Raw genomic sequence first — 23708 nt, forward strand, 5'->3', positions numbered from 1 at the left:
GGTGTTCTAGCGTTCTATTCGGTGGTGCCGGTGCCACACCAGGTGTCGGCGAGGGCCTCGGTGGCGCGGGCCAGGAGGGCGACGTCGGCCCCCACGTTGACGAAATCGGCGCCGGCCGCCAGGTAGTCCCGGGCCTGATCCGGGGCGAAGGCGTTGACGCCGACGAACGTGCCGGCGTCCCGGGCCTGCCCGATCACGGTCTTCACCGCGGCGACGACGTCCGGGTGGTTCTGCTGCCCGAGCAGGCCCATGGAGGCGGCCAGGTCGGAGGGGCCGATGAAGATCCCGTCCACGCCGTCCACTCCCGCGATCTGTCCGGCGGCGGCGACGGCGGCCGCGGACTCGATCTGGACGATCAGGGTGACCAGGTCCCCGGCACGGGCCAGGTAGTCCGGGATCCGGTTCCAGCGCGCCGACCGCGCCAGGGCCGAACCGACCCCGCGCATGCCCCGCGGCGGGTAGTGCATCGCTCGGACGGCCCGCTCGGCGTCCTCGGCGCTGTCCACCATCGGGATGACCAGGGACTGTGCACCCAGGTCCAGGTACTGCTTGACCAGCACCGGGTCCAGGGCGGGCACCCGGACCACGGGGACCACGGAGTATCCGGCCATGGCCCGAAGTTGGGACTGGATGGTCTCCAACCCCAGAGGCGCGTGCTCGCCGTCGATCAGGAGGAAGTCCAGGCCGGCAGAGGCGCAGATCTCGGTGACGGAGGGGTCGGCCGAGTTGACGAACATCCCGGCCGGTGCCCGGCCGTCCCGGTCGGCGCGAGCCTGCGCACTGAATAGGCTCTTGAAGCTGGGCTGTGGATCTAGGCGAATTGGCATGTCACGGTCCCCAGGTTCCCGTAGTCGGCGTAGACGGTGTCCCCGGCATAGACCCACATGGGCCGGGTGAAGGAGCCGGCCAGGATGATCTCCCCGGCCTCCAGCACGTCCCCGTGCCCGGAGATCCGGTTCGCCAGCCAGTGCACCCCGTTGCCCGGGTGGTTGAGCACCCCGGCGGCCACGCCCGTCTCGATGATCTCCTGGTTCCGGGACAGCATCCCGGCGACCCAGCGCAGGTCCACGGCGTCGGGTGCCACCGGGCGGCCACCGAACACCATGGCACCCATCGCGGCGTTGTCACTGATGGTGTCGGTGATCGTGCGCCCTTCCATCTCGATCCGGGAGTCCAGCACCTCCAGCGCCGGCACCACATACTCGGTGGCGCGCAGGACGTCGAACAGCGTCACGCCCGGGCCCGCCAGGGTGTCCTTCAGCACGAAGGCCAGCTCCATCTCGACCCGCGGATGCGTGTAACGGGACCACTCGTAGACGTGACCGGACTCCATGACCATGTCGTCGAAGATCACCCCGTAGTCCGGTTCATCGATCCCGGTGGCGTCCTGCATGGCTTTGGATGTCAGGCCGATCTTGTGACCGGCCTTCTTCCGGCCGGCGTCGATCTGCCGCTGGGACCAGATCCGCTGGACCGCGTAGGAGTCCTCGATCCCCATGTCCGGGTACCGCGCCGTGAGCAGGGGAACCGGCTTCCGGTCCTGTCCTGCCTGGTGCAGCTCGTCGGCGATAGCGACGTGCGTTGAGTGGTCAAGCATGTCCGTGTGTCCCCTGCCTCTACAGCTGGTGTCCGAGTTTGAAGCCCTTGGCGGCTTCACCCTGGTAGGTGCCGTCCTGGTCACCTTCACGGGTGTAGGAGAAGCCGTCGGCACCAATGGTCACGTCCATCTCGGACTTCTCCTCGCGGGCCTTGACCTCTTGCGGCGTGCCGTCCAGGTCCAGCACCAGCGAGGCCTCGGTGTACCAGGAGGGGACCACGGGGTTTCCCCAGAAGTCACGGCGCTGGTTGTCATGCACGTCCCAGGTGACGACGGGGTTGTCCGGATCGCCGGTGTAGTAGTCCTGGGTGTAGATCTCGATCCGGTGGCCGTCCGGGTCCAGGATGTACAGGTAGAACGCATTGGAGACCCCGTGCCGGCCGGGACCGCGCTCGATCCGGTCCGAGATGCGCAGGGCGCCCATCTTGTCGCAGATCGCCAGGATGTTGTGCTTCTCGTGGGTCGCAAAGGCGACGTGGTGCATGCGCGGACCGTCGCCGCCGGTCATGGCCGTGTCATGGACGGTCGGCTTGCGCCGCATCCAGGCGGCGTACACCGTGCCCTCGTCGTCCTGGATGTCCTCGGTGACGCGGAAGCCCAGGTCCTGCAAGAACTTCGTGGCCCGTGGCACGTCCGGGGTGACCTGGTTGAAGTGGTCCAGGCGGACCAGCGCCCCCGGGGTGTACAGGTCGTAGCGCCAGGCCAGACGCTCGACGTGCTCCACCTCGTGGAAGAACTCGTAGGGGAAGCCCAGCGGGTCCTCCACGCGCACGGAGTCGCCGATGCCCCGGGTGAATCCGTCCTGGCGGCGTTCCACCCGGCAGCCGAGCTCCTCGTAGAAGGCCACGGCCTTGTCCAGGTCCTCTGGGCTGCGCACACGGTAGGAGAAGACGGCGACTGCGGCCACCGGTCCCTTGCGCAGGACCAGGTTGTGGTGGATGAACTCCTCCAGCGACCGCAGGTAGATCGTGTCCTCGTCCTCGTCGGTCACAGTCAGACCGAGCACGTCCACGTAGAACTCGCGGGAGCGCTGCAGGTCCGTGACCACGAGCTCCATGTAGGCGCAGCGCAGGATGTCCGGGGCCGGGGCCTGCGGGGTCGGGACGGGGTTGTCGGAGACGATGGGGGCTTCCTGGGAGACATAGAAGCCGGAGGACGTCATCGTCCGGTCATCGAGGTGGGTCATGATGGTCCTTACTCTTGGGGGAAAGCCTGGAAAGCCTGGAAAGCCTGGTCAGACAACGGGGCAGGTGTGGAAAGGCCGGGGTAGGTCACGCCTGGAGCTCCTCGGCCGCCTGCTCCTGCCGGCCGAAGACCGGGTTGTGGACCTCGCCGAGGTTGATGTGCACGGCCTGCTGGTCGGTGTAGAAGTCGATCGAGCGGTAGCCGCCCTCGTGCCCCAGGCCGGAGGCCTTCACGCCGCCGAAGGGCGTGCGCAGATCACGGACGTTGTTGGAGTTCAGCCACACCATGCCGGCCTCGACGCTCTGGGCGAAGTTGTGGGACCGCTTCAGATCGTTCGTCCAGATGTACGCGGCCAGGCCGTACTTGGTGTTGTTGGCCAGTGCGAGCGCCTCCTCGTCCGTGTCGAAGGGGGTGATGGCCACCACCGGGCCGAAGATCTCCTCCTGGAAGATCCGAGCCTCCGGGGAGACGTCGGCGAACACCGTCGGCTGGATGAAATTGCCCTCGGGGAACTCGTCCGGGCGGCCGCCGCCGGCGGTCAGGCGGGCCTCGGACTTGCCGATCTCCACGTAGGACATGACCTTCTCGAAGTGCTCCGGGTGGACCAGGGCGCCGACCTCGGTGGACTCCTCGTGCGGCAGGCCGACCTTCACGCGCTTCGCCTGCGCCGAGTAGCGCTCCACGAACTCGTCGTAGATGCCGCGCTGGACCAGGATGCGGGAGCCGGCGGTGCAGCGCTCGCCATTGAGGGAGAAGACGCCGAAGACGGTGGCATCGATCGCCGAGTCGAGGTCCGCGTCCTCGAAGACCACAGCCGGGGACTTGCCGCCCAGTTCCATGGAGAGGCCCTTCAGGTAGGGGGCCGCGTTGGCGAAGATGAGCTGTCCGGTGCGGGACTCGCCGGTGAAGGAGATCAGCGGCACGTCCGGGTGCTTGACCAGGGAGTCCCCGGCGAAGCCCTCCTCGCCATAGCCGTGGACCATGTTGAACACGCCGGCCGGCAGACCGGCCTCCTCGAAGATGCCCGGCCACAGGGAGGCGGACAGCGGGGTGAACTCCGCCGGCTTGAGCACCACGGTGTTGCCGGTGGCGATGGCCGGGCCCAGCTTCCAGGACTCGAGCATGAAGGGGGTGTTCCACGGGGTGATGAGCCCGGCCACGCCGATCGGCTTGCGGTTGACGTAGTTCGCCTGGCGGCCGGGGACCTTGAACGCGTCATCGTGCTGAGCCACGATCAGGTCGGCGAAGAAGCGGAAGTTCTCGGCGGCCCGGCGTGCCTGGCCCAGGGCCTGGGAGATCGGCAGCCCGGTGTCGTAGCACTCCATCTCGGCCAGTTCCTGGCCGCGGGTCTCCACGATGTCCGCGATCTTGTGCAGCACCCGGGAGCGCTCGCGCGGGAGCATGGTCGGCCAGGGGCCGTTCTCGAAGGCGTCCTTCGCGGCGGCCACGGCGGCGTCGATATCCGCGACCTTGCCGGAGGCGGCCTGCAAGTAAGGCTGGTTGGTGACCGGGTTCAGCACGTCGAACGTGTCACCGTCGATGGAGTCGACGTGCTGTCCGCCGATGTAGTGCTGGATTGTCGAAGGCAGGTTCGCGGGAACGAAGTCGTTGCTCTGTGCAGTCATGATGGTCCTCTCGGTCGTCAGACAGATGATGAGTCGGCGTCGCCGTTGCTTGCGGCGACGTGGTCCAGGTAGGCGTTCAGGGTGTTGAGGCGGTGGTGGCGCGCGGCCTGTTCCACCGCGGCGAACTCGGCGCCGGCGGCGATCAGGTCCAGCAGGTGGTCGTGTTCGGCCACCGAACGGTCGGCACGGTGGGGGACGTAGGCGAAGGTCGAGGAGCGCAACGCCGCCAGGCGGGCCCAGCCCCGGTGGACGAGGTCCAGGATGTGGCTGTTCTGGTGGTGCTCGAACAGCACGGAGTGGAATTCCTTGTTGAGCCGGGTGAACTCCACGGCGTTGAAGTCCGCCAGGAGCCCGCGCATCCGCTCGTTGATCGCCCGGGCCCTCTCGATCTCCTCCGCGGTGATCAGGGGGGCGCACAACGCGGTGGAGTATCCCTCGACCAGGGCCAGGGTCTCCATGGTGTCGTGGTAGATCTCCGGGTCGATCCCGATCACGGTCGCCCCGACGTTGCGGGTGTAGGCCACGACCGATTCCGACTGCAGGCGCCGGATGGCCTCCCGCACGGGGACCACGGACATCTCGAGTTCGGCGGCGAGCTGGGCGAGCACCAGCCTGGCTCCGGGGGCGTAGCGCCCGGCGTTGATGCCGGACAGGATCCGCTGGTAGGCCACGTCCGCCTTGGACGAGCCCGTCCCGGCGTCCTGATCGCTTCCCCCCCGGTTCACCGGGTCTCGCCCTTCGGCCATGTCGGCACTGATCGTGGTCATCGCTCGCCCTGGTTCACGCGGGACTGACGGTACTGCTCGTACTTCGACTTCCACTCGGCGTTCGGCGGGAACAGCCCGTCCACCGGATGCCCCGCCTCGACCTGCTCGTAGACCCAGGCATCCTGCTGCTCCTGCTCCCAGGCGGCGTCCACCACCTCGGCCAGCAGGGCGGGAGGAACCACCACCACGCCGTCGTCGTCGCCGATGATGATGTCCCCGGGCTGGACCGTGGTGCCTCCGCAGGCGATCGTCCCGCCCACCTCCCAGGGGATATGGCGCCGGCCGAGCACGGCCGGGTGCGCGCCGTTGGAGTAGACCTGCAGCCCGACCTCGGCGACGGCCGCGGAATCCCGCACGCCGCCGTCGGTCACCACGGCTGTGGCACCCCGGACCTGGGCGCGCAGTGCCAGGACGTCCCCGAGGGTTCCGGTGCCCGTCTCGCCGCGGGCCTCCATGACGACCACGTCGTCCGGCTCGACGGTGTCCATGGCTCGCTTCTGGGCATTGAACCCGCCGCCGAAGCGCTTGAACAGGTCCTCGCGGTTGGGCACGTAGCGCAGGGTCTTGGCATAGCCGAGGATGCGCTGGCCGGGGTGGGTGGGCCGCACGCCGTCAATGGTGGCGTTGTCGATCCCGCGCTTGCGCAGCTGGGCGGTGATGGTGGCGACCGCGGTCTCCTCGATCTTGGCCCGCAACTCGGTGGTGAGCAGGGTCCGGTCTGCGGCAGGCGTGTCCGGCACGTACCGATAGGGCTCGACGCCGGCCCCCTCGCCCGCACCACGCGCCTCACCGGAGGCGGCGGCCGGTTGCGGTGCCAGGCCCGCGGCTTCGCGGGAGCCCCAGGCCTCCTCCCGCTGGGTGTCGTCCACCTGCGGCTGGGCACCGAAATCGGCCAGGGTCCGGCCAGAGGAGCGCACGGGGGTGATGAGGCGGCCGGTACTGGGAGTGCCCGGCGCCTGCGGGGCGTCCACCTCGACCTCGACGACGTCGCCGGGCTGGGCCACGGAGGAGCCGGCCGGGGTGCCTGTCAGGATGACGTCCCCTGCCTCCAGGGTCATCAGCTGGGAGAGGTCGGCGATCAGTTGGCCGAACGGGAAGGCAAGACCTTCGGTGGTGTCGTCCTGCGTCAGCTCGCCGTTGACCCAGGTGCGCACCCGGAGCTGCGTGGGATCCAGGCCGGCGGCCGGGATGACGTTCGGACCGAGCGGCGTGTACCCGTCACCGGACTTGTTCTTGAGGTTGGAGCCCTTGTCCGCATGCCGCAGGTCGTAGAGGCCCCAGTCGTTGGCCGCGGTGATGCCGGAGACCTTGGACCAGCCCTCCTCGGGGGACACGCGGCGGCAGGTCTCGCCGAGGACCAGGGCGATCTCGCCCTCATAGGCCAGCAGCTCGGTGCCCTCGGGACGCTCGATCGCCTCGCCGCTGCGGGACACGGAGGAGCCCGCCTTGAGGAAGTAGCCCGGAAACTTCGGCGACCGGCCGCGCTGCGCGATGCGGGAGGGATAGTTCAGGTGCAGGGCGATGATCTTGCCGGGGCGATGACGCCGGTCGGAGAAATCTACCGGGCTCGGGGCCTGGCTGTCCTGATGATCCGCTGAGGGTGTCTCGGTCATGATCTCCTGCTCCTGTCGGCGTCCGAGTCCAGTGGTGGCGTCGGTGTCTCACCGGCCCTCTGGACTCCGGGCCCACTGTGGCGCCCGTCTCGTTCCTCCCTGATCGTATACGATCTCACGTGACCTTGAACACCCCCGGAGTCTTTCGGGCGTGGCGGGTGCCACTCCGGACGGAGCGTTCTGTCCCAGAAGACAGGGCTGTGGCCGGGACTTCCTGTCCCGGCCCCAGCCCTGTCTTCTTCAATGTGAGACGTCCTGACGCGCCTCTGGCCAGTCGGTCCTCAGTACCTGGTCAGGTGACCAGCACCAGCAGCGCGTCGGGTTCAGTCCACGGACAGCGGCCGCGGGGCCGGCAAGGCGCCGGCCATGGACTCCTGCATGTATTCGGCCACGACGTGCTGGGAGATCGGCAGGTCCAGCACGAACACGCCCTCGGCACCCCGGTCCACCCAGTCCCGCAGGGCGTCCAGGTCCTGCAAACTCCGCGCCCTGATCCCTTGGGCCCCAAAGGCGCGCCCGACGGCGGCGAAGTCGACCTCATCGATGAGCATGGCCTGCTCGTCCAGCCCGCGCGCCGCGTACTGGTGCAGCTCGGCCCCGTAGGCGGCGTCGTTGAAGACCACCACGACGCCGGAGCGGGCCTGCTTCACGAAGCTCTCCAGATCGGCCAGGGCCATCAGGCCGCCCCCGTCACCGGTCACCAGCACGGTGGTCCGTTCCGGCCGGGCCACTGCGGCACCGACGGCGGACGGGAACCCGAGGCCGATCGACTGGAAGGCGGTGCCGACGAACAGGTGCGAGCGGGCGTCCGGGACGGAGCACATCAGCGGGATCCAGCCGATGAAGTGCCCGCCGTCCTGCACGAACGTCCGCTCTCGGGGCAGGATGCCCTCCAGGGCCAGAGCCATGGTGCGCGGGTCCAGTCGACCGTCGGCAGCCAGCCCCAGGGGAACGACGCCGGCCCCCACCTTCTCCGCCCCGGTCACCTGCTCCGCCTGATCCGCCAGGCCTGCCAGGTCTCCTTGACCCTGGTCGACCACCTCGACCGCTTCGACTGCCGAGTCCAGGCGCGGAGCCGGCGGAATCGGCTGGCGGGCGCGCCAGCCGCCGTCGGCCCCGCCGTTCTCGAGCAGGCCGGTACCGGGGCGATCGGCGAGCGCCCGCAGGGCAGTGCCGGCGTCGGCCCTCAGGAAGTGCTCGGTGCGCTCATGACGCCTCGCGGGGTCCACATCGACCTGCAGCACGGTCGCGGCAGGACCGAAGACCGTGCCATAGCGCATCTGGAAGGGGTTCATGCTGGCACCGACCACCAGCACCACATCGGCCTGGCGCATGATCTCCACCCGCTCCAGCCGGCCGAATCCCCCGGCGATGCCCAGGTCGCCCTCGGGACCGGCCACATTGCGGGCCATCACGGAGGTCGCCAACAGGGCCCCCAACCGGTCGGCCAGGGCTCGCAGCGCCTCGGGACCGCCGGGGGAATCCAGCACGCCCCGCCCGGCGACGAGCAGCGGCCGCTCCGCCGTGCGCAACGCGGCGGTTAGCGGCTCCAACTCGGCCTCCACCAGCGCGTCGTCCGGCGACCCACGATCGACCGGCCCGCCATCGATCGGCGAGCCGTCGACGGGCAGCCGCTCGACCGGCGTCGGGCGCGATCCGGAATCGGCCAGGGCGGAAGCCGAGCTCATCTCGACTTCCCCGGCGTTCCCCCACGAGGTACCGACCGGAACCTCCACGAGGTCGTAGGGGATCGCGACGACGACGGGGCGCCGTCCGGACGCGGCGCGGGCGTAGGCGCCCCGCACCTGGGCAGCCGGATCCCGGTCATCCAGCCGGACGGTCTCCACTCCGGCGGCAGCGGCCATTCCGACCTGGTCGATGTCGAAAGAGCGCGGCCCCGTGGTCGGCGCGTCACCCACGATCAGCACCAGCGGGATCCGCGCCAGCGAGGCCTCCGCCAGGGCGGTGAGGGTGTTGGTGAAGCCGGCACCGTAGGTGACGGTCGCGGTGCCGACCCGGCCCGAGGCACGGTAGTAGGCATCGGCGGCGGCGACCGCTCCGGCCTCGTGCCGAACCGTCACGAAGGGGAACCCCGTACTGGTCAACTCACTGATCAGGTGGGCGTTGCCGTTGCCCATCAGTCCGAAGAGCAGTTCGGCCCACTCCCGGACCACTCCGGCCACGGCCTGCGGAACGGTGGCGCGCACGGCGGAGTCGTCGGAACCGGTGGACGGCACGGGGAGATCGGCAGGCTCGGCCGTCTCGGCGGCGGGCGAGACAGTGGGGGCGGGCGCAACGGTCACGGTGAAACTCCTCGGCGAGATGGACTTCAGGGTCTTGCCGAGAAGTGTGTCCCGCTCTTTCGCGCTGCGCAATCGAGCGCGGATCAGCTGAACACCCTGTACATTCTGACCCACTACACCAGCATTCAACCGGACAGTCTGACCAGCCATGACCTGCCTCGACCAGCCGAGGAGACCTCAGGGAGTCGAGTCGGCCACCGCATGGAGCAGGGGCAGCGTACGCCCCTGGATGTGGGTGCGCAGGGCCAGGGAGGACGAGGTGCGGGCCACGCCAGCCAGCTGGGAGATCCGGTCCAGCACGTCCTGCAGGTCCTGGCCGTTGCGGGCGACCACTCGCAGGTGCAGATCGTGGTCCCCGGTGACGGTATAGAGGTCGGTGACCTCCGGGATGGCAGAGAGGATCGCCTCCGTCACCGGACCATGCCCCACGTTCTGAATGATGTCCACGAAGCAGAAGGCCACCAAGTCGTACCCGAAACCGGCGGGGTCGACCTGCGGGACGATCGCCGAGACCACACCGTGCGCATGAAGCCGGGCCAACCGGCTGGTCACGGTGCCTCGGGCCACGCCCAGTCGCCGGGCGCATTCCAGGACCGGAAGTTGCGGTTCGTCCGTCAGCAGCTGGACGAGGCGGGCGTCGAGGTCGTCGGGTTGCATGGCGTCCATTCTGGCACCGGCGCGCCCGGACGGATCATTCCCCCGGCGCGAGCTTGCCCCGCAGGCGGGCGCGCATGGCCGTGCTGGCCTCGTTCAGCCCCACCACGTCGACCGTCTTGCCGTAGCGCTCATACTTCTCCGTGATGGCATCCAGACTGGCCACGGTGGAGGCATCCCACAGGTGGGACCGGGTCAGGTCGATGACCACGCGATCGGGGTCCGCGAGGTAGTCGAACTGCGTGTAGAGATCGTTCGAGGAGGCCCAGAACAGCTCACCGTCCACGGTGTACGTGACGGTCCGGCCGTCGTCGGGCGCGTTGCCCTCTGGGCCGACGGTCCGCCGGACGGTCACGAAGTGCGCCACCCTCCGGGCGAAGAGCACCATGGCGGCCAGCACGCCGAGACCCACGCCCACCGCGAGGTTCCCGGTGGCCACGGTGCCGGCCACGGTGACCAGCATGACGAGTGTCTCGGACAGCGGCATGGCCCGCAGCGTGGAGGGACGGATCGAGTGCCAGTCGAAGGTGGCCCAGGAGACGTAGATCATCACGGCCACCAGGGCGGCCATCGGGACCATCCCGACCAGCTCGCCCAGCAGCACGGAGAGCACCAGCAGCATGACGCCGGCTGTCAGGGTGGACAGCCGGGTGCGGGCCCCGTTGGCCTTGGTGTTGATCATGGTCTGGCCGATCATGGCGCAACCCCCCATGGTGCCGAAGAACCCAGAGATGATGTTCGCCCCGCCCTGGCCCAGGGACTCCCGGGTCTTGGAGGAGCCGGTGTCCGTGACATCGTCCACCAGCTTGGCGGTCATGAGGGACTCCATCAGCCCGACGACGGCCATGGCGAACGCGTAGGGCGCGATCACCTGGAGCGTCTCCAGGGTGAACGGCACCTCCGGCAGCACCAGCACCGGCAGGGCCTGCGGCAGCTCACCCTTGTCCCCCACGGTCGGCACGGCCATCTGGGTGACGATCACCAGGCCCGTCACCACCACGATCGAGACCAGGGACGCCGGCACCGCCTTGGTCAGCAGCGGGAACAGGAAGATGAGGGCCAGGCCGAGGGCCACCAGGACGTAGACCAGCCAGGGCACGTCCATCAGGTCCGGCAGCTGGGACATGAACATGAGGATTGCGAGCGCGTTGACGAACCCGGTCATCACGCTGCGGGGGATGAACCGCATCAGCTTGGCGATGCCGAGCAGGCCCATCGCCACCTGCAGAATGCCGGCGAGGATGACCGTGGCGAAGAGGTACTCCACACCATGGCTGGCCACCACCGGGGCGATGACCAGGGCCGTGGCAGCGGTGGCGGCGGAGATCATGGCCGGCCGGCCCCCGAGGAAGGAGATGGAGATGGCCATGATGGCGGCGGCGAACAGCCCGACCGCCGGGTCCACCCCGGCAATCAGCGAGAACGCGATGGCCTCGGGGATGAGCGCCAGTCCCACCACGAGCCCGGAGAGCACCTCGGTCTTGAGCCACCCGGGCCGGCGCAGGGTCAGCCACACCGATTGGCGCTGCTCGGGGGTCGCTCCACCGTGACCCAGGGCGAGGTTCTGGGCCACCTCGGGATGGTGCGGCAATAGCGGGGGCACGGGGACGTCGTCGGGCATGGCAAAGACTCCGGGTGTTCGAGGGTGACGCCTCCACAGTAGCCGCGGCGCCGGCCCGGAGGTGTTCCTACACTGGGTACATGAGTAACCAGCCGCAGAACACCCCGCAGCCGAACACCAGCCGGCCAGACGCCGAAGCCACCGTCAACGCGGAGACCGGCCTGCCGACGTCGGCCCCGCAGGCCGGCTGGCCCCAGCCGGTGGACACGGGTCCGCTGCAGGTGAGCTACCGGATCCTGGTCAACGCCCCCGCCTCGGAGCTGTACCCGATCCTGGCCAATCCGCACCGGCACCACGAGGTGGACGGCTCGGCCACGGTGCAGTACGCCAAGACCGGCCCCTCTCAGCTGTCCGTGGGCGACCAGTTCTCGGTGGCCATGAAGATGTTGGGCCTTCCGTACACCATGAAGCTCGTGGTCACGGCGGCGGACGAGAACGAACTCGTGGAGTGGAAGCACCCGGGCGGGCACCGGTGGCGGTGGCGCTTCGAGGACCAGGGGGACGGGAGCACCGTGGTCACCGAGACCTTCGACTATTCCTGGACCCGGCACGTGGTGGCCCGCGGTTACGAGCTGACGCGGCGCCCGCAGGACAACGCCAACGGCATCCGTGCCTCCCTCACACGCCTGGCCGGCCGGTACCTCTAAGGCCGATACCCCTGGGGCCGGATTGCCAGCGCCTTCACAGCGGCGGCCAAGTCCATGAACAGGTCGGCTCCCTACAGTGGGAAGCACCTCATCAAGGTGCGAGTGATGACAGGAAGAGGCCCCGGGCCCGGCAGTTTGCGTCCCCCTCACGCAGCCGGATCACCCGGGGTCTCGTCATGCCCGCTGTGGCGGTCCCTTCCCGAATCCACCAGCGGTGGGCACGGTGCAGATCAGCGTTCCGGGCTGGCCGAGTAGTCCAGGACCACGCGGCCGTCGATCTTGCCGTGGTGCATCTCGTCGAAGATCGCGTTGATGTCCTCGATCGGACGCTTGGAGTAGGTCGGGTGGATCTTGCCGGCAGCGTAGAACTCCAAGGCCTCCACCATGTCCTGCCGCGTACCGACGATCGAACCGCGGATCGTCAGGCCCTTCAGCACGATGTCGAAGATGGGGGCGGGGAAGTCTCCCGGCGGCAAGCCGTTGAACACGATGGTTCCCCCACGGCGGGTCATCGAGATCGCCTGGCCGAAGGCCTTCGGGTGGACTGCTGTGACCAGCACGCCATGGGCACCGCCGATCTTCTCCTGGATCTCCATGGACGGCTCCGCCACATTGGCATTCACCACGATCTCGGCCCCGTGCTTCTGCGCCAGGGCCAGCTTGTCATCGGCCACATCCACGGCCACCACCCGCATGCCCATGGCCACCGCGTACTGCACGGCGATATGACCCAGGCCGCCGATGCCGGAGATGACGACCCATTGCCCGGGCCGGACCTCCGTCTGCTTCAGGCCCTTGTAGACCGTCACGCCGGCGCACAGCACCGGGCCGACCTCGTACGGGTCAGAGCCCTCGGGCAGCACCGGGGCGTACTTGGCATCCACGATCATGTACTCACCGAAGGAGCCGTCCACCGCGTAGCCGCCATTCTGCTGTGATTCACACAGGGTCTCCCAGCCGGTGCGGCAGTACTCGCAGCTCCCGCAGGCGCTCCACAGCCACGCGTTGCCCACCATCTGTCCTTCGGAGAGTTCGGTGACTCCCTCCCCGATCTTCTCAACGATGCCCACGCCCTCGTGGCCGGGAATGAACGGAGGGGACGGCTTCACCGGCCAGTCCCCGGTGGCGGCGTGGAGGTCCGTATGGCAGACCCCTGAGGACGTCAGTTTCACCAGGGCTTGGCCGGGCCCTGGCTCCGGGATGTCGACCTGCTTGATCGCGAGATCCTGGTTGAAGCTCTCAACAACTGCTGCCTTCATGGTTGACATGGGTACTCCTTGGTCATGTTGGTCATGGGTGTGTTGAAGTGGTCATGGGGTGTTGATGCGGCCATCGTGATGTTGCTCGGGATGGCCGCGTTCATGGGCTTGACGGCGCGCTCGACCGCTCCGGTGAGCCGTCACGCGTCTGGGCGCGCGGATCCGGAGTCGCGGTGATTGTGACCGGCCCGGGACGCGAGCAGCACGTCCGGGCCGGCATCGGAAGACGGCCTAGAAGAAGCCCTGCTTGTCCTCTGAGTAGGAGACCAGCAGGTTCTTGGTCTGCTGGTAGTGATCCAGCATCATCTTGTGGTTCTCCCGCCCGATCCCGGAGGACTTGTAGCCGCCGAACGCCGAGTGCGCCGGGTAGGCGTGGTACTGGTTGACCCACACCCGGCCCGCCTGGATGGTGCGGCCGGCACGGTAGGCGGTATTGCCGTTGCGGGACCAGACCCCTGCTCCCAGACCGTAGAGCGTGTCATTGGCGATCGTCATGGCGTCATCGAAGTCGGAGAACGTGGCCACGGAGACCACCGGACCGAAGATCTCCTCCTGGAAGACCCGCATGGAGTTGTGGCCGCGGAAGATCGTCGGCTGCACGTAGTAGCCCCCGGCCAGGTCGCCCTCGAGGTGGGCCTGCTCTCCGCCGAGCAGCACCTCGGCCCCCTCCTGGCGGCCGATGTCCAGGTAGGACTTGATCTTCTCCAGCTGGTCGTTGGAGGCCTGGGCTCCCATCATGGTCTCGGTGTCCAGCGGGTTGCCCTGCTTGATGGCCCGCGTGCGTTCCACCACGGCGTCCAGGAACCGGTCCGCGATGGACTCCTGGACCAGGGCACGGGACGGGCAGGTGCAGACCTCTCCCTGGTTCAGGGCGAACATGGTGAAGCCCTCCTGCGCCTTGTCCCAGTACGCGTCATCCGCGGCCATGACGTCCTCGAAGAAGATGTTCGGGGACTTGCCGCCCAGTTCGAGCGTCACCGGGATGAGGTTCTCGGAGGCGTACTGCATGATCAGCCGGCCCGTGGTGGTCTCACCGGTGAAGGCGATCTTGCGGATCCGCTTGTTGGACGCCAGCGGCTTGCCGGCCTCGAGCCCGAAGCCGTTGACGATGTTCAGCACGCCGGCCGGCAGCAGGTCGCCGATCAGTTCGGCCAGCACCAGGATCGAGGCCGGGGTCTGCTCCGCGGGCTTGAGCACCACGGCGTTGCCGGCCGCCAGGGCCGGGGCGAGCTTCCACGTGGCCATGAGGATGGGGAAGTTCCACGGGATGATCTGGCCCACCACGCCGAGGGGCTCATGGTAGTGGTACGCCACCGTATCCTCGTCGAGCTGGGACAGTGAGCCCTCCTGCGCCCGGATGGTGCCCGCGAAGTAGCGGAAGTGGTCGATCGCGAGCGGGATGTCCGCGTTCAGGGTCTCCCGCACGGCCTTGCCGTTGTCCCACGTCTCGGCGACCGCGAGCATCTCGAGGTTCTGCTCCATACGGTCGGCGATCTTGTTGAGGATCAACGCCCGCTCGGCCGGGGACGTCCTGCCCCAGGCCGGGGCGGCGGCGTGGGCAGCATCCAGGGCCGCCTCGATGTCCTCCGGCGTGCCGCGCCCGACCTCCGTGAACACCTGCCCGGTGACCGGGCTGGGGTTCTCGAAGTACTGGCCCTTGACGGGAGCCACCCACTCACCCCCGATGTAGTGCTCATAGCGGGGCTTGAAGGTCACCGCGGAACCGTCGGTTCCCGGGTTGGCGTAGATGGTCATGTCAGCTCCTGGAATGCGGGGTTGGATGGACTGATGCTGTGATCGTAGTCACAGACATGTTGCATCCACGTTGCACCGCTGGTGACCGGGCCCGATCGCCCCGCAGTGACCCGCACCCCGCTGCAGCCAATGCCCCTGCAACCGCCCCCAGGACCTCGCGCTTTCGCGCCTAGTGTGCCTCAGCCTCGAGGCGTTCCACGGTGGAGACCGCCAGTGCCCGGCGCGGGGAGTCCGCGGGCAGCATCTTCAGGGCCGTCATCCACAACTCGAAGTCGCCGACCGCCTCGGGGCGCGCCAGGTAGGTCCACAGGTCCTCGATTCCGGCGTCCTCCAACACCGCCTCCCGCAGGGCGAGGTCCAAGTGGTGGCGAATCTCGACAATGCCGGGTGCCGCGGACCGAGGCAGCACCGCCCCCGCGGCTCGGCCCAACGCGACGCTCACCTCACCCCGGCGCAGGGCCTCCCGCGCCAGCACGGCGTCCGTGGCCAGCGCGCCCTCCAACCGATAGGGCCGAGCCCGGAGCGCCACCCCGGGCACACCGGCCTCGAGGGCTCGCCGGAGCCGGTGCACCTCGGCACGGAGGGTGGTGCCGGCGTCGTAACCGTAGACGAGTTCTTCCAGCTCTGCGCCGTCCAGTCCGGCGCCATGCCAGGTGAGCAGCGTCAGGATCTCGGCGTGCTTGCCGGGGATCTCCCGCCACGCACCGTCCGAGCCCGCCAACCGCGGCGGAAGGCCACCGGTGACGTGCAGGATGCTCCCGCGGACCGGGGCCGGCACGGGCGACGGGAGAAGGTGTTCCCGCCAGGCCGAATGCACCGCCTCGGCGGCGGCCTTCAGCAGGGGCAGGGCCAGCGGGGAGATGGCCTCGTCCCCACCGGTCAGGTCGATCACCCCGACGATGCGGCCGTCAGCCGGGTCGCGCAGGGGAACCGCCGAGCAGCTCCAGGGATGCACCACGGGATTGAAGTGCTCGGCCCGGCTCACCTGCACGGGCCGGCCGGAGTAGAGCGCCGTCCCGGGGGCAGAGGTGCCCATGGAGGCCTCAGACCAATCAGCGCCCGGGACGAAACCCATGGCGTCAGCGCGGCGGCGGGCCTGGTCATCGCCCTCGACCCACAGCAGGTGCCCCTCCGCGTTCCCCACCGCGACGATCAGACTGGCATCCGCGGCGGGCTCCACGAGGAGCCGGCGGATGATGGGCAGCACCGGCGCCAGCGGGTGGCCCTGGCGCACCTCCCGCAGATCCGAGTCCGTGACCAGACGAGGCTCCAGAGGCTTTCCGAGGCCACCGTGCACCACCAACGAACGACGCCAGGACTCGGCGACCTCGGCACGGATCTGACCGAGCATCCCGCGGTGATCCGGCCCCGCCAGCTCGCCCCGCGCCCGCTCGACGACGCGCTGATAGGCCGCACCGGACAAGTGCCCGGACAGGGACAGGGTCACCGCGCGTCCATCAGGCGGGACCGGATGAGGAAGCGCTTGCCTTCTGGCGCCTCCACCGAGAAGCCCGAGCCACGGCCGTCGACCACGTCCAGGGTCAGGTGGGTGTGCTTCCAGTAGTCGAACTGCTCGCGGCTCATCCAGAACGGCAGCTCCGTACCTTCGGGCAGGACGAACGTCCCCAGCAGGATGTCCGCTCCCCCGGTCTTGAAGTCACCGGCGGGGAAGCACATCGGCGAGGATCCATCACAGCAGCCGCCGGACTGGTGGAACATCAGCGGGCCGTGGACCTGCTGGAGTGAGCCGATCAGGTCCAGTGCGGCCTGGGTCATGCCGACGCGGGACACGGCCTCCCCGTCGATCTCAGGGCGGGCGTCCAGCACCGAGCTGAAATCGACCGTGCCGGTGGAACGATCCGTGGCATCTACTGCAGTGCGGGTGGATTCCGTGGACGGGGACGTCATGGCGCAACCTCCTGGCTGTGGCGGTGCATCCACGGTATCCCTAGTCGTGGCCCACGTCACTACCGGCGGAATGGATGGCCAGGTGAAGCACCAGGTACCCCTCCGGGTCCAGCGGGTCCAACCCCAGCACGGCCGCCAGCCGGGCCATCCGCTTGCGCACCGTGTTGACGTGCAGGTACAGCTCCCGACTCGTCTCGGCCAGGGATCCGCGCACGCGGACGAAGGCCTCGACGGTGGTCAGCAGGTCCGTCCCGTGGATGGCGTCGTAGCGCCGGATCGGCTCGAGGACGTGATCGGCGAAGGGTGCCAGCTGCTCCGAGGTCAGCCGGGCCACCAGCCCGCCGATGCTGGCCAGGTCCCGGGTCGAGGCCGGCCGGCCGCGCTGGAGCGCCACATCGAAGGCGCTCCAGGACTCGCCGAGGATTCGGCGCAGGTCACGCCCCGTGGCCGCCTCGCCCCAGCCGTAGAGGGGAATCGCCCGTGATCGGACATACCAGCGCACCGCCGGCTCCTCCCCCACCACCAGAACCCGGCGTTCCCGGTGGCCGATCAGGATCCGCCCCCGGGCCGGCTCGGGGAACACACCGCCGTCGGCATGACAGACGGCCGCCAGCAGCGTGGTGCCGGAGTCATGGCGGGAGTACAGGAACGGCGCATGATCCTCCAGGACGACCGGGTCGGCCTGCCCCCGCCGGACGTGGTCCATGAGCGCACCGACCATCGCCCTTTCCGTGTGGTGGGCTCGCCGCTCGGCCTGCTCGGTCCCCACCCGCTCGGTCACTGCCACGAACGGCGTGGACCGCGGCACCTCCAACACCGGCATCGAGGCCCGACGCGCGGCGGCCAGCAGCGCATCCGGCACAGCCTCGCTCCAGGGCCCGGTCCCGAACCCGATGGCGGCGGCACCGGTCCTGGATGCCCCGCGGACAAAGGCGGCAGCATCCTCGGTCCGCCGCCAGGCCGTGCCGGTGGTCAACAGCAGTTCGCCGCCGCGCAGGAACGGGGTGTTGTCCACCAGTTCCGTGGTCATCGCCACCCGCACCGGCCGGTCCAGGCGGCCCTCACCCACCCGCAACCTCAGCTTCAGTTCACCCCAGGAGAGCACCTGATGAACGGTCGGCCAGAAGGCCTCCTCCTGCTCGAAACGGCTTCCGGTGGTTCCTGAGGACATGTTTCGACCCTAGGACCGCGATATTTCGCTCCCGTTGCCGGGACGTGTAGATCCGCACACTCTTCGCCCCACACCGTGTGGGCTTCCACCCGGATTGTTTCCGCAGCGCCCCGGGCCACCTCCTGCTCCGTACTGTCTGGCGGTGTCCCCTCCGCCATCACCCGCCCCTCAGGAGCAGCCATGACCACGCTTGCACCACCCCCATCCCAGCCCGTTCGGCAGGCCCAGGTAACGGGCGCGTCCCGGGCGGACGGGTCCCCACCAGTCGACCGGGACTATCCGGCCACGCGCGTTCCACGGTCGGCCCGCCGGCCGACCCTCTCCCTGGTCATCGTCATCGCCGGATTCTTCTTCTACACCCCGACCATGGTGACCGGCGGCGGCGTGGCCGCGAGCTTCGCCTTCGGTCCCTACCTCGGCCTGGCCGTCACCGCCGCCGCGATCCTGGCCGTCTATATCGGGTTGCTGGCCGTCGCGAGCTCCCGAACCGGGTTGACCACTGTCCTGCTCTCCCGCTTGGTCCTGGGCCGCTGGGGCGGCAAATGGGCGTCCATCATCCTGGGCGGGACCCAGATCGGCTGGTACGCCATCACCGTCGGCATCCTCGGCAATCTGGTCTCCGCTGCCTTCGGCTGGTCGGTGGCCTGGCCGGTCGTCATCGTCGGCGGCATCCTGATGGCCACCACGGCGTACTTGGGCTTCAAGGGAATCGAGGTCATCTCCTGGATCTCCATTCCGCTGATGCTCCTCCTCTGCGGCATCGTGCTGGCCCAGTCCCTGGACCACATCGGAGGCTGGGACGGGCTCCTGGCCGTCGAGGGCAGCGGGGAGATGAGCGCCGGACTGGCCATCACGCTCATGGTGGGCACGTTCGTCTCCGGAGGCACCCAGATCGGCAACTGGAGCCGCTTCGACCGCGGCACCCCGGCCCGCGTGTTCACCCTGACCGCCCTGGCCGTGATCGTGGTCCAGTTCGGCATGCTGTTCTTCGGCGGCGTCGGCGCGGCCGCCTACGGCGAGCCGGACTTCGTGAACCTGCTGATGTCCATGGGCCTGGCCGGCGCCGCCGTCCTTCTCCTGGTGGCCAATCTCTGGACCACCAATGACAACGCCGCCTATGCCTTCGGCGTCGCCGGGGCCGAGCTGTTCGAGCGCAAGTCCAAGAGCCCGTTCATCATCGCCGGCGTGGCCATCGGCATCGTCCTGGCCCTGACCGGTGTGGCAGACGCCATGACGGGCTTCCTCGTGCTCGTCGGAGTGGTCATCCCGCCACTGGGCGGAGTCCTCATCGGCACCTTCCTCACCGCATGGCGGGGGCGCGACCCAGGCCTCGACCTGGAGGATCAGCCGCGCCTGAAGGTCCCCGGCGTGGCGTCCTACCTGGCCGGAGCGGCCGTCGCCGTACTCTGCAACCTGCTGTCCTGGGGCAGCCCCGCCATCGTGGGCATCATCGTCGCCACGGCCTGCGCCGCCGCCCTGGGCTGGACCGGCCGGACCCGGGACCTCGCCTCACACGCCTGAGGCGCCTCGGGTTCATCCCCCAGCGCCCAACCCACATCCCACTTCCCACTTCCTCAGGAGCGATCCCGAATGTCCCTGTTCATCCGCAGCGCCCACGTCATCACCATGGCGGAGGGCACCAGTAGCAGCCCGCAGGTCCTCGACCTGCGGATCGAGGGTCAGGACATCGTGGCCATCGGCTCGGACCTGCAGCCCGAGCCCCGTGACGAGATCCTGGACGGCCGAGACCGGCTCGTCACGCCCGGCTTCGTCAACGCCCACACCCACTCGTGGGAGACCGTGTACAAGGGTCGATATGACAACATGCCGCTGGAATTGTGGATGCTCTACACCTACCCGCTGCTCGGTGCTCCGCCGCGGTCGCCTGACTTCGTCCGCGTCCGATCCCAGCTGTTCGCGCTGGAGAGCCTGAAGTCCGGTGTCACAACCATCGTGGACGACGTCCTGGAGACCCCCTCACAGGACTTCGGCCAGCTCGAGGCCGTGGTGGATGCCTACGAGCGGATCGGGATCCGGGCCAATGTGTCCGGTCACGTCATCAATGTGCCCTTCGTGGACACCGTCCCCTTCGCCGCAGACCACCTGCCGGCCGAAGTGCTCCACGCGGTCCGGAACGAGTCCCTGCTCAGCGCCGGGGAGTACCTGGACTACAGCGAGCAGGCCATCCGGCGCTACCACGGCCGGGGGGAGGGACGCCTCCACTACATGCTCGCCCCGTCCGCGCCACAGCGCTGCACCCCGGACCTCCTATCCGGTGCCGTGGCCCTGGCCGGCCGCCACGGGATCGAGTGCCACATCCACATGCTGGAGACCAAGACGCAGGCGATCACCGGCCAGGAGTTCTACGGCATGACCCTGCCGCAGTACCTCGAGAGCATCCAGGCGCTCTCCCGGAACACCACCTTCGCCCATGGCATCTGGGTGACTGACCAGGACATCGAGATCTTGGCCAACCACTCCGCATCCGTCTCCCACAACCCGATCTCCAACCTGAAGCTCGGCTCCGGGATCCTCCCCTGGCGCAAATACCGGGACGCCGGGGTGAACCTGGGGCTGGGCACGGACGGCTGCTCCTCCTCGGACACCCCGCGGCTGCTCGAGGTCATCAAGATGGCGTCTCTGCTGCACAAGATCGGCGACTCCGATCCGGCGGCGTGGCCCTCCGTCGACGAGACCCTGCGGGCCGGCACCCTCGATGGCGCAAAGTCGGCCATGCTGGACCGCACCGTCGGATCCCTCGAGGTCGGCAAGCGTGCCGACCTCCTGGTGTGGGACCTCAACACCCTGAACTTCACGCCACGCCAGAAGCTGGATCACCAGCTGGTCTACTCCGAGAACGGCAGTTCCCTCGAATACGTCATGGTGGACGGCCGGATCGTAGTGGACCATGGTGCCCTCACCACCCTGGACGAGCAGGAGATCGTCGACGAGTTCAACGGCTACCTGCCGGAGATCCAGGCCTGGCAGGACCGGACTGATGAGCTCAATACCGTCTTCCACCCGGCCTTCTCGGCGATGTACGAGACATGCCGCCAGGCGCCCCTGGACATCAACCGCTGGGCCGGCACGGCGGACTCGGTCCTGACTCCCTGACTCCCCTCAAGACCTGCCGGAGCACTGAAGGCTACCGGCCGACGTCGGGAGTTCCTAGCCTGGCTCCATGACCTCCAGCGATGACTCCTCGGACGGGACCACCAACGATCAGCCGTGGGTGCCGCCCCCGTGGGATCCGCCGCTGGCCGGCACCGAAATCGAACACGTGCTCGGCTCCCTAGAGCGCCTGCGCGTCACTTTCCGATGGAAGACCGGAGGCCTGGATGTGGCGGGGCTCGCCACGACCATCGGCGCATCACGCCTGACCATGGGTGGTCTGATCAAGCATCTGGCGGGGGTCGAGGTGATGAAGGCCGGGCCGGAGATCGACGGCTCCAGCCCCGGCGAGCCCTGGGCCTCCGCTCCGTGGGACGAGGTGCAGGACTGGGATTTCACCTCCGCCGGGCAGGACTCCCCCGAGCAGCTGTATGCGCTCTACGACGCCGCGGTGGCGCAGGCCCAGAGCCGGCTGGAGGCAGCCCTCGACCGGGGCGGCCTGGATCAGCGGATCGCCCTGTCCGATCAGGTCGATCTTGAGGTCTCGCTGCGCCGGAACCTCTTCGACCTCATCGAGGAGTACTCCAGGCATCTCGGCCATGCGGACCTGATCCGTGAGGCCGTGGACGGGCAGGTCGGCCTGGATCCGCCGTACCCGGAAGCCAGCTGAACGCACTGAAGGCCGCCCCCTCGGGGGCGGCCTCCGTGATGGGTCCAGCGCAGCGGGTCAGTAGGCCTTGACCCGCTGGTCCACGATCAGGTGGATGAGCGCGAACGTGCCATCCTCGTCGATCGCCTTGATGGCGGCCTCGACGGCGGCCGGGACGTCGGCGTCCTGCTCCACGCGCACGCCGAAGCCGCCGAAGGCCTCGGCCATCTTGGCGAAGTCCGGGTTCTTCAGCTGCGTGCCGGAGACCCGGTTGGGGTAGTCCCGCTCCTGGTGGGTGCGGATCGTGCCGTACTCCTGGTTGTCCATCACGACCACCAGCGGGGTGGCGCCGTACTGGGCGGCGGTGGCCAGTTCCTGACCGTTCATGAGGAACTCGCCGTCACCGGCGATGGTCACCACGCGGCGGCCCGGGTAGTTCAGGGACGCGGCCACGGCGGACGGCACCGAGTAGCCCATGGAGCCGTTGCGGGCCGAGACCATGGCGGCATAGGAGTTGGTGGGGAAGTAGCGGTGGGCCCAGTTGGTGTGCTCACCGGCACCCAGGGTGATCATGGCGTCCTCGGGCAGCGACTGCACCAGGTTGGCCATGAGCGTGTCCATGCGGGCCTGGCCCTCGGCCGGCTCGGCGGACGGCAGGGCGGCGAACTTCTCCTGCTCGCCGCGCATCCGGGAGGTCCATTCCTTCCACGAGTCCTTGACGGCCAGGTCCATGCGGACGAGGTCCCGCACGAACACGTCCGGCTTGGCCACGATCTGGTGGGACACGGGACCGGAGCGGCCGCGCAGCGAGGGGTCGATGGTGACGAGGAAATTCTTCCTGTCCCAGTTCTGACGGATGGTGAAGCCGTCCGTGACCACGTCACCGGGGACGGTGCCCACGAAGACGATGAGGTCGGTCTCCTCGAGCAGATCATAGGTCGGCTTGGGGCGGCCGTAGCCGATCGGGCCCACATAGGACGGGGAGGTGAACGGCACGGTGCCCTCGGTGCGCCATTCGGCCGCAGCGGGGATGTTGTGCTCCTCGAGCCAGGTCGTCAGGGCCTCGGCCCCCTCGGTGGTCCAGTCGTTGCCGCCGGTGATGAACAGCGGCTTGTCGGACTCCTGCAGTGCCTCGTTCAGGGCCTTCCAGTCCTCCACGGTCATACCGCCGGTGGCCACCGGGATGTTCGGGTGCAGCTCGGGGCTGATCTGCTCCTTGATGATGTCCTCATGCAGGCCCACGATCACCGGCCCGGGACGGCCGGACGTGGCGGCGAACATGGCCTCGGCCACGATCTCGGAGGCACGGCTGGCGTGGTCCAGGGTCATCACGCGCTTGGCGCCGGATTCGAACCACATCTGCGGGTCGAACTCCTGGAAGGCCTCCTTGCCGCGGTGCTCGAACGGGATCAGGCCCACGAACAGGACCATCGCGGTCGAGTCCTGCCAGGCGGTGTGCAGGCCGACATGCGCGTTGGCGGCACCGGGACCGCGTGTCACCATGGCAATGCCCGGAACGGAGTTCATCTTGCCGTCGGCCTCGGCCATGTACGCGGCACCGCCCTCGTGGCGGCAGATGACGTTCTCGATGGTGGAGTGGTGCAGACCGTCCAGCACATCGAGGTAGCTCTCACCCGGGATGGAATAGATCCGCTTGACGCCGTGCGCCTCGAGGGTGTCGACGATGACGTGTCCGGCCGACTTCGTGGTGGCCGTGGTCTGTTCAGTGCTCATGCAGTACTCCTTGGACTGTGGGCGGTGCCGGACATGCCGACTCCGCGGCCCGAGATGGTCCTCGGGCGGCGCGCAGGTCAAACTTTGTACAAAGTACCCCAGCTCCAAG

At 68.7% G+C, this 23708-nt stretch carries 19 protein-coding genes; 4 read left to right on the forward strand and 15 right to left on the reverse strand.

The window, feature by feature from the left end; genetic code table 11:
* Positions 1-14: 14 nt before the first annotated feature.
* The 9 genes from C8E99_RS11070 to C8E99_RS11110 all read right to left on the reverse strand — a co-directional run bounded on the left by C8E99_RS11070 (position 15) and on the right by C8E99_RS11110 (position 11365).
* Positions 15-827 carry an HpcH/HpaI aldolase family protein gene (locus C8E99_RS11070; RefSeq protein WP_115932336.1) on the reverse strand — a complete coding sequence of 271 codons (813 nt, stop codon included), beginning with the start codon at positions 825-827 and terminating at the stop codon, positions 15-17.
* Positions 812-1597 carry a 2-keto-4-pentenoate hydratase gene (locus C8E99_RS11075; RefSeq protein ID WP_115932337.1) on the reverse strand — a complete coding sequence of 262 codons (786 nt, stop codon included), beginning with the start codon at positions 1595-1597 and terminating at the stop codon, positions 812-814. The genes C8E99_RS11070 and C8E99_RS11075 overlap by 16 nt, the downstream gene beginning before the upstream one ends.
* A gap of 19 nt (positions 1598-1616) precedes the next feature.
* Complete coding sequence (hpaD, locus tag C8E99_RS11080; RefSeq protein ID WP_115932338.1) at positions 1617-2783, reverse strand: 3,4-dihydroxyphenylacetate 2,3-dioxygenase; 1167 nt, start codon at positions 2781-2783, stop codon at positions 1617-1619.
* A gap of 85 nt (positions 2784-2868) precedes the next feature.
* Positions 2869-4407, reverse strand: coding sequence for a 5-carboxymethyl-2-hydroxymuconate semialdehyde dehydrogenase (gene hpaE, locus C8E99_RS11085; protein WP_115932339.1), 1539 nt, complete (start codon positions 4405-4407; stop codon positions 2869-2871).
* 17 nt (positions 4408-4424) lie between these two features.
* The gene (locus tag C8E99_RS11090) at positions 4425-5153 is read right to left on the reverse strand and encodes a GntR family transcriptional regulator (RefSeq protein ID WP_115933423.1); all 729 of its coding nucleotides are present in this window, start codon (positions 5151-5153) and stop codon (positions 4425-4427) included.
* Between the two features lie 17 nt (positions 5154-5170).
* A complete protein-coding gene (locus tag C8E99_RS11095) occupies positions 5171-6787 on the reverse strand; it encodes a fumarylacetoacetate hydrolase family protein (protein ID WP_115932340.1) in 1617 nt (538 codons plus the stop codon).
* A gap of 323 nt (positions 6788-7110) precedes the next feature.
* The gene (locus tag C8E99_RS11100; RefSeq protein WP_281269066.1) at positions 7111-9090 is read right to left on the reverse strand and encodes a thiamine pyrophosphate-binding protein; all 1980 of its coding nucleotides are present in this window, start codon (positions 9088-9090) and stop codon (positions 7111-7113) included.
* A 177-nt stretch (positions 9091-9267) separates the two neighbouring features.
* Positions 9268-9747 carry an Lrp/AsnC family transcriptional regulator gene (locus C8E99_RS11105; RefSeq protein ID WP_115933425.1) on the reverse strand — a complete coding sequence of 160 codons (480 nt, stop codon included), beginning with the start codon at positions 9745-9747 and terminating at the stop codon, positions 9268-9270.
* A 34-nt stretch (positions 9748-9781) separates the two neighbouring features.
* A complete protein-coding gene (locus C8E99_RS11110) occupies positions 9782-11365 on the reverse strand; it encodes a SulP family inorganic anion transporter (protein WP_115932341.1) in 1584 nt (527 codons plus the stop codon).
* A gap of 80 nt (positions 11366-11445) precedes the next feature.
* Here C8E99_RS11110 and C8E99_RS11115 point away from each other — a divergent pair, with 80 nt between their 5' ends.
* Positions 11446-12012: an SRPBCC family protein gene (locus C8E99_RS11115; protein ID WP_115932342.1), complete on the forward strand. Its 567-nt coding sequence runs from the start codon at positions 11446-11448 to the stop codon at positions 12010-12012.
* A 230-nt stretch (positions 12013-12242) separates the two neighbouring features.
* Here the strand turns inward: C8E99_RS11115 and adhP are convergent, their stop codons facing one another.
* From adhP to C8E99_RS11140, 5 genes are all read right to left on the reverse strand, one after another.
* Positions 12243-13280, reverse strand: a complete 1038-nt coding sequence (gene adhP / locus C8E99_RS11120; protein ID WP_115932343.1) for an alcohol dehydrogenase AdhP — start codon at positions 13278-13280, stop codon at positions 12243-12245.
* Between the two features lie 222 nt (positions 13281-13502).
* On the reverse strand, positions 13503-15026 hold the full coding sequence (gene adh / locus C8E99_RS11125; protein WP_115932344.1) for an aldehyde dehydrogenase: 1524 nt from the start codon (positions 15024-15026) through the stop codon (positions 13503-13505).
* A 169-nt stretch (positions 15027-15195) separates the two neighbouring features.
* Positions 15196-16473: a helix-turn-helix domain-containing protein gene (locus C8E99_RS11130; RefSeq protein ID WP_245952269.1), complete on the reverse strand. Its 1278-nt coding sequence runs from the start codon at positions 16471-16473 to the stop codon at positions 15196-15198.
* Entirely contained in the window at positions 16470-16802 is a 333-nt protein-coding gene (locus C8E99_RS11135) for a DUF779 domain-containing protein (protein ID WP_236558200.1), read from the reverse strand. The genes C8E99_RS11130 and C8E99_RS11135 overlap by 4 nt, the downstream gene beginning before the upstream one ends.
* A 172-nt stretch (positions 16803-16974) precedes the next feature.
* A complete protein-coding gene (locus tag C8E99_RS11140; RefSeq protein WP_115932345.1) occupies positions 16975-18105 on the reverse strand; it encodes a PucR family transcriptional regulator in 1131 nt (376 codons plus the stop codon).
* Between the two features lie 180 nt (positions 18106-18285).
* On the opposite strand from C8E99_RS11140, the gene C8E99_RS11145 reads away from it, so the two are divergent.
* The 3 genes from C8E99_RS11145 to C8E99_RS11155 all read left to right on the forward strand — a co-directional run bounded on the left by C8E99_RS11145 (position 18286) and on the right by C8E99_RS11155 (position 21886).
* On the forward strand, positions 18286-19626 hold the full coding sequence (locus C8E99_RS11145; RefSeq protein ID WP_115932346.1) for a cytosine permease: 1341 nt from the start codon (positions 18286-18288) through the stop codon (positions 19624-19626).
* Between the two features lie 69 nt (positions 19627-19695).
* The gene (locus tag C8E99_RS11150) at positions 19696-21219 is read left to right on the forward strand and encodes an amidohydrolase family protein (RefSeq protein ID WP_115932347.1); all 1524 of its coding nucleotides are present in this window, start codon (positions 19696-19698) and stop codon (positions 21217-21219) included.
* Positions 21220-21286: 67 nt separating this feature from the next.
* Positions 21287-21886, forward strand: a complete 600-nt coding sequence (locus tag C8E99_RS11155) for a mycothiol transferase (RefSeq protein ID WP_115932348.1) — start codon at positions 21287-21289, stop codon at positions 21884-21886.
* A gap of 57 nt (positions 21887-21943) precedes the next feature.
* On the opposite strand, the gene C8E99_RS11160 is transcribed toward C8E99_RS11155, so the two are convergent.
* Positions 21944-23599 carry a thiamine pyrophosphate-dependent enzyme gene (locus tag C8E99_RS11160; protein ID WP_115932349.1) on the reverse strand — a complete coding sequence of 552 codons (1656 nt, stop codon included), beginning with the start codon at positions 23597-23599 and terminating at the stop codon, positions 21944-21946.
* Positions 23600-23708 lie beyond the last annotated feature (109 nt).

The sequence above is a fragment of the Citricoccus muralis genome (genome assembly GCF_003386075.1).
Classification (GTDB): Bacteria; Actinomycetota; Actinomycetes; order Actinomycetales; family Micrococcaceae; genus Citricoccus; species Citricoccus muralis.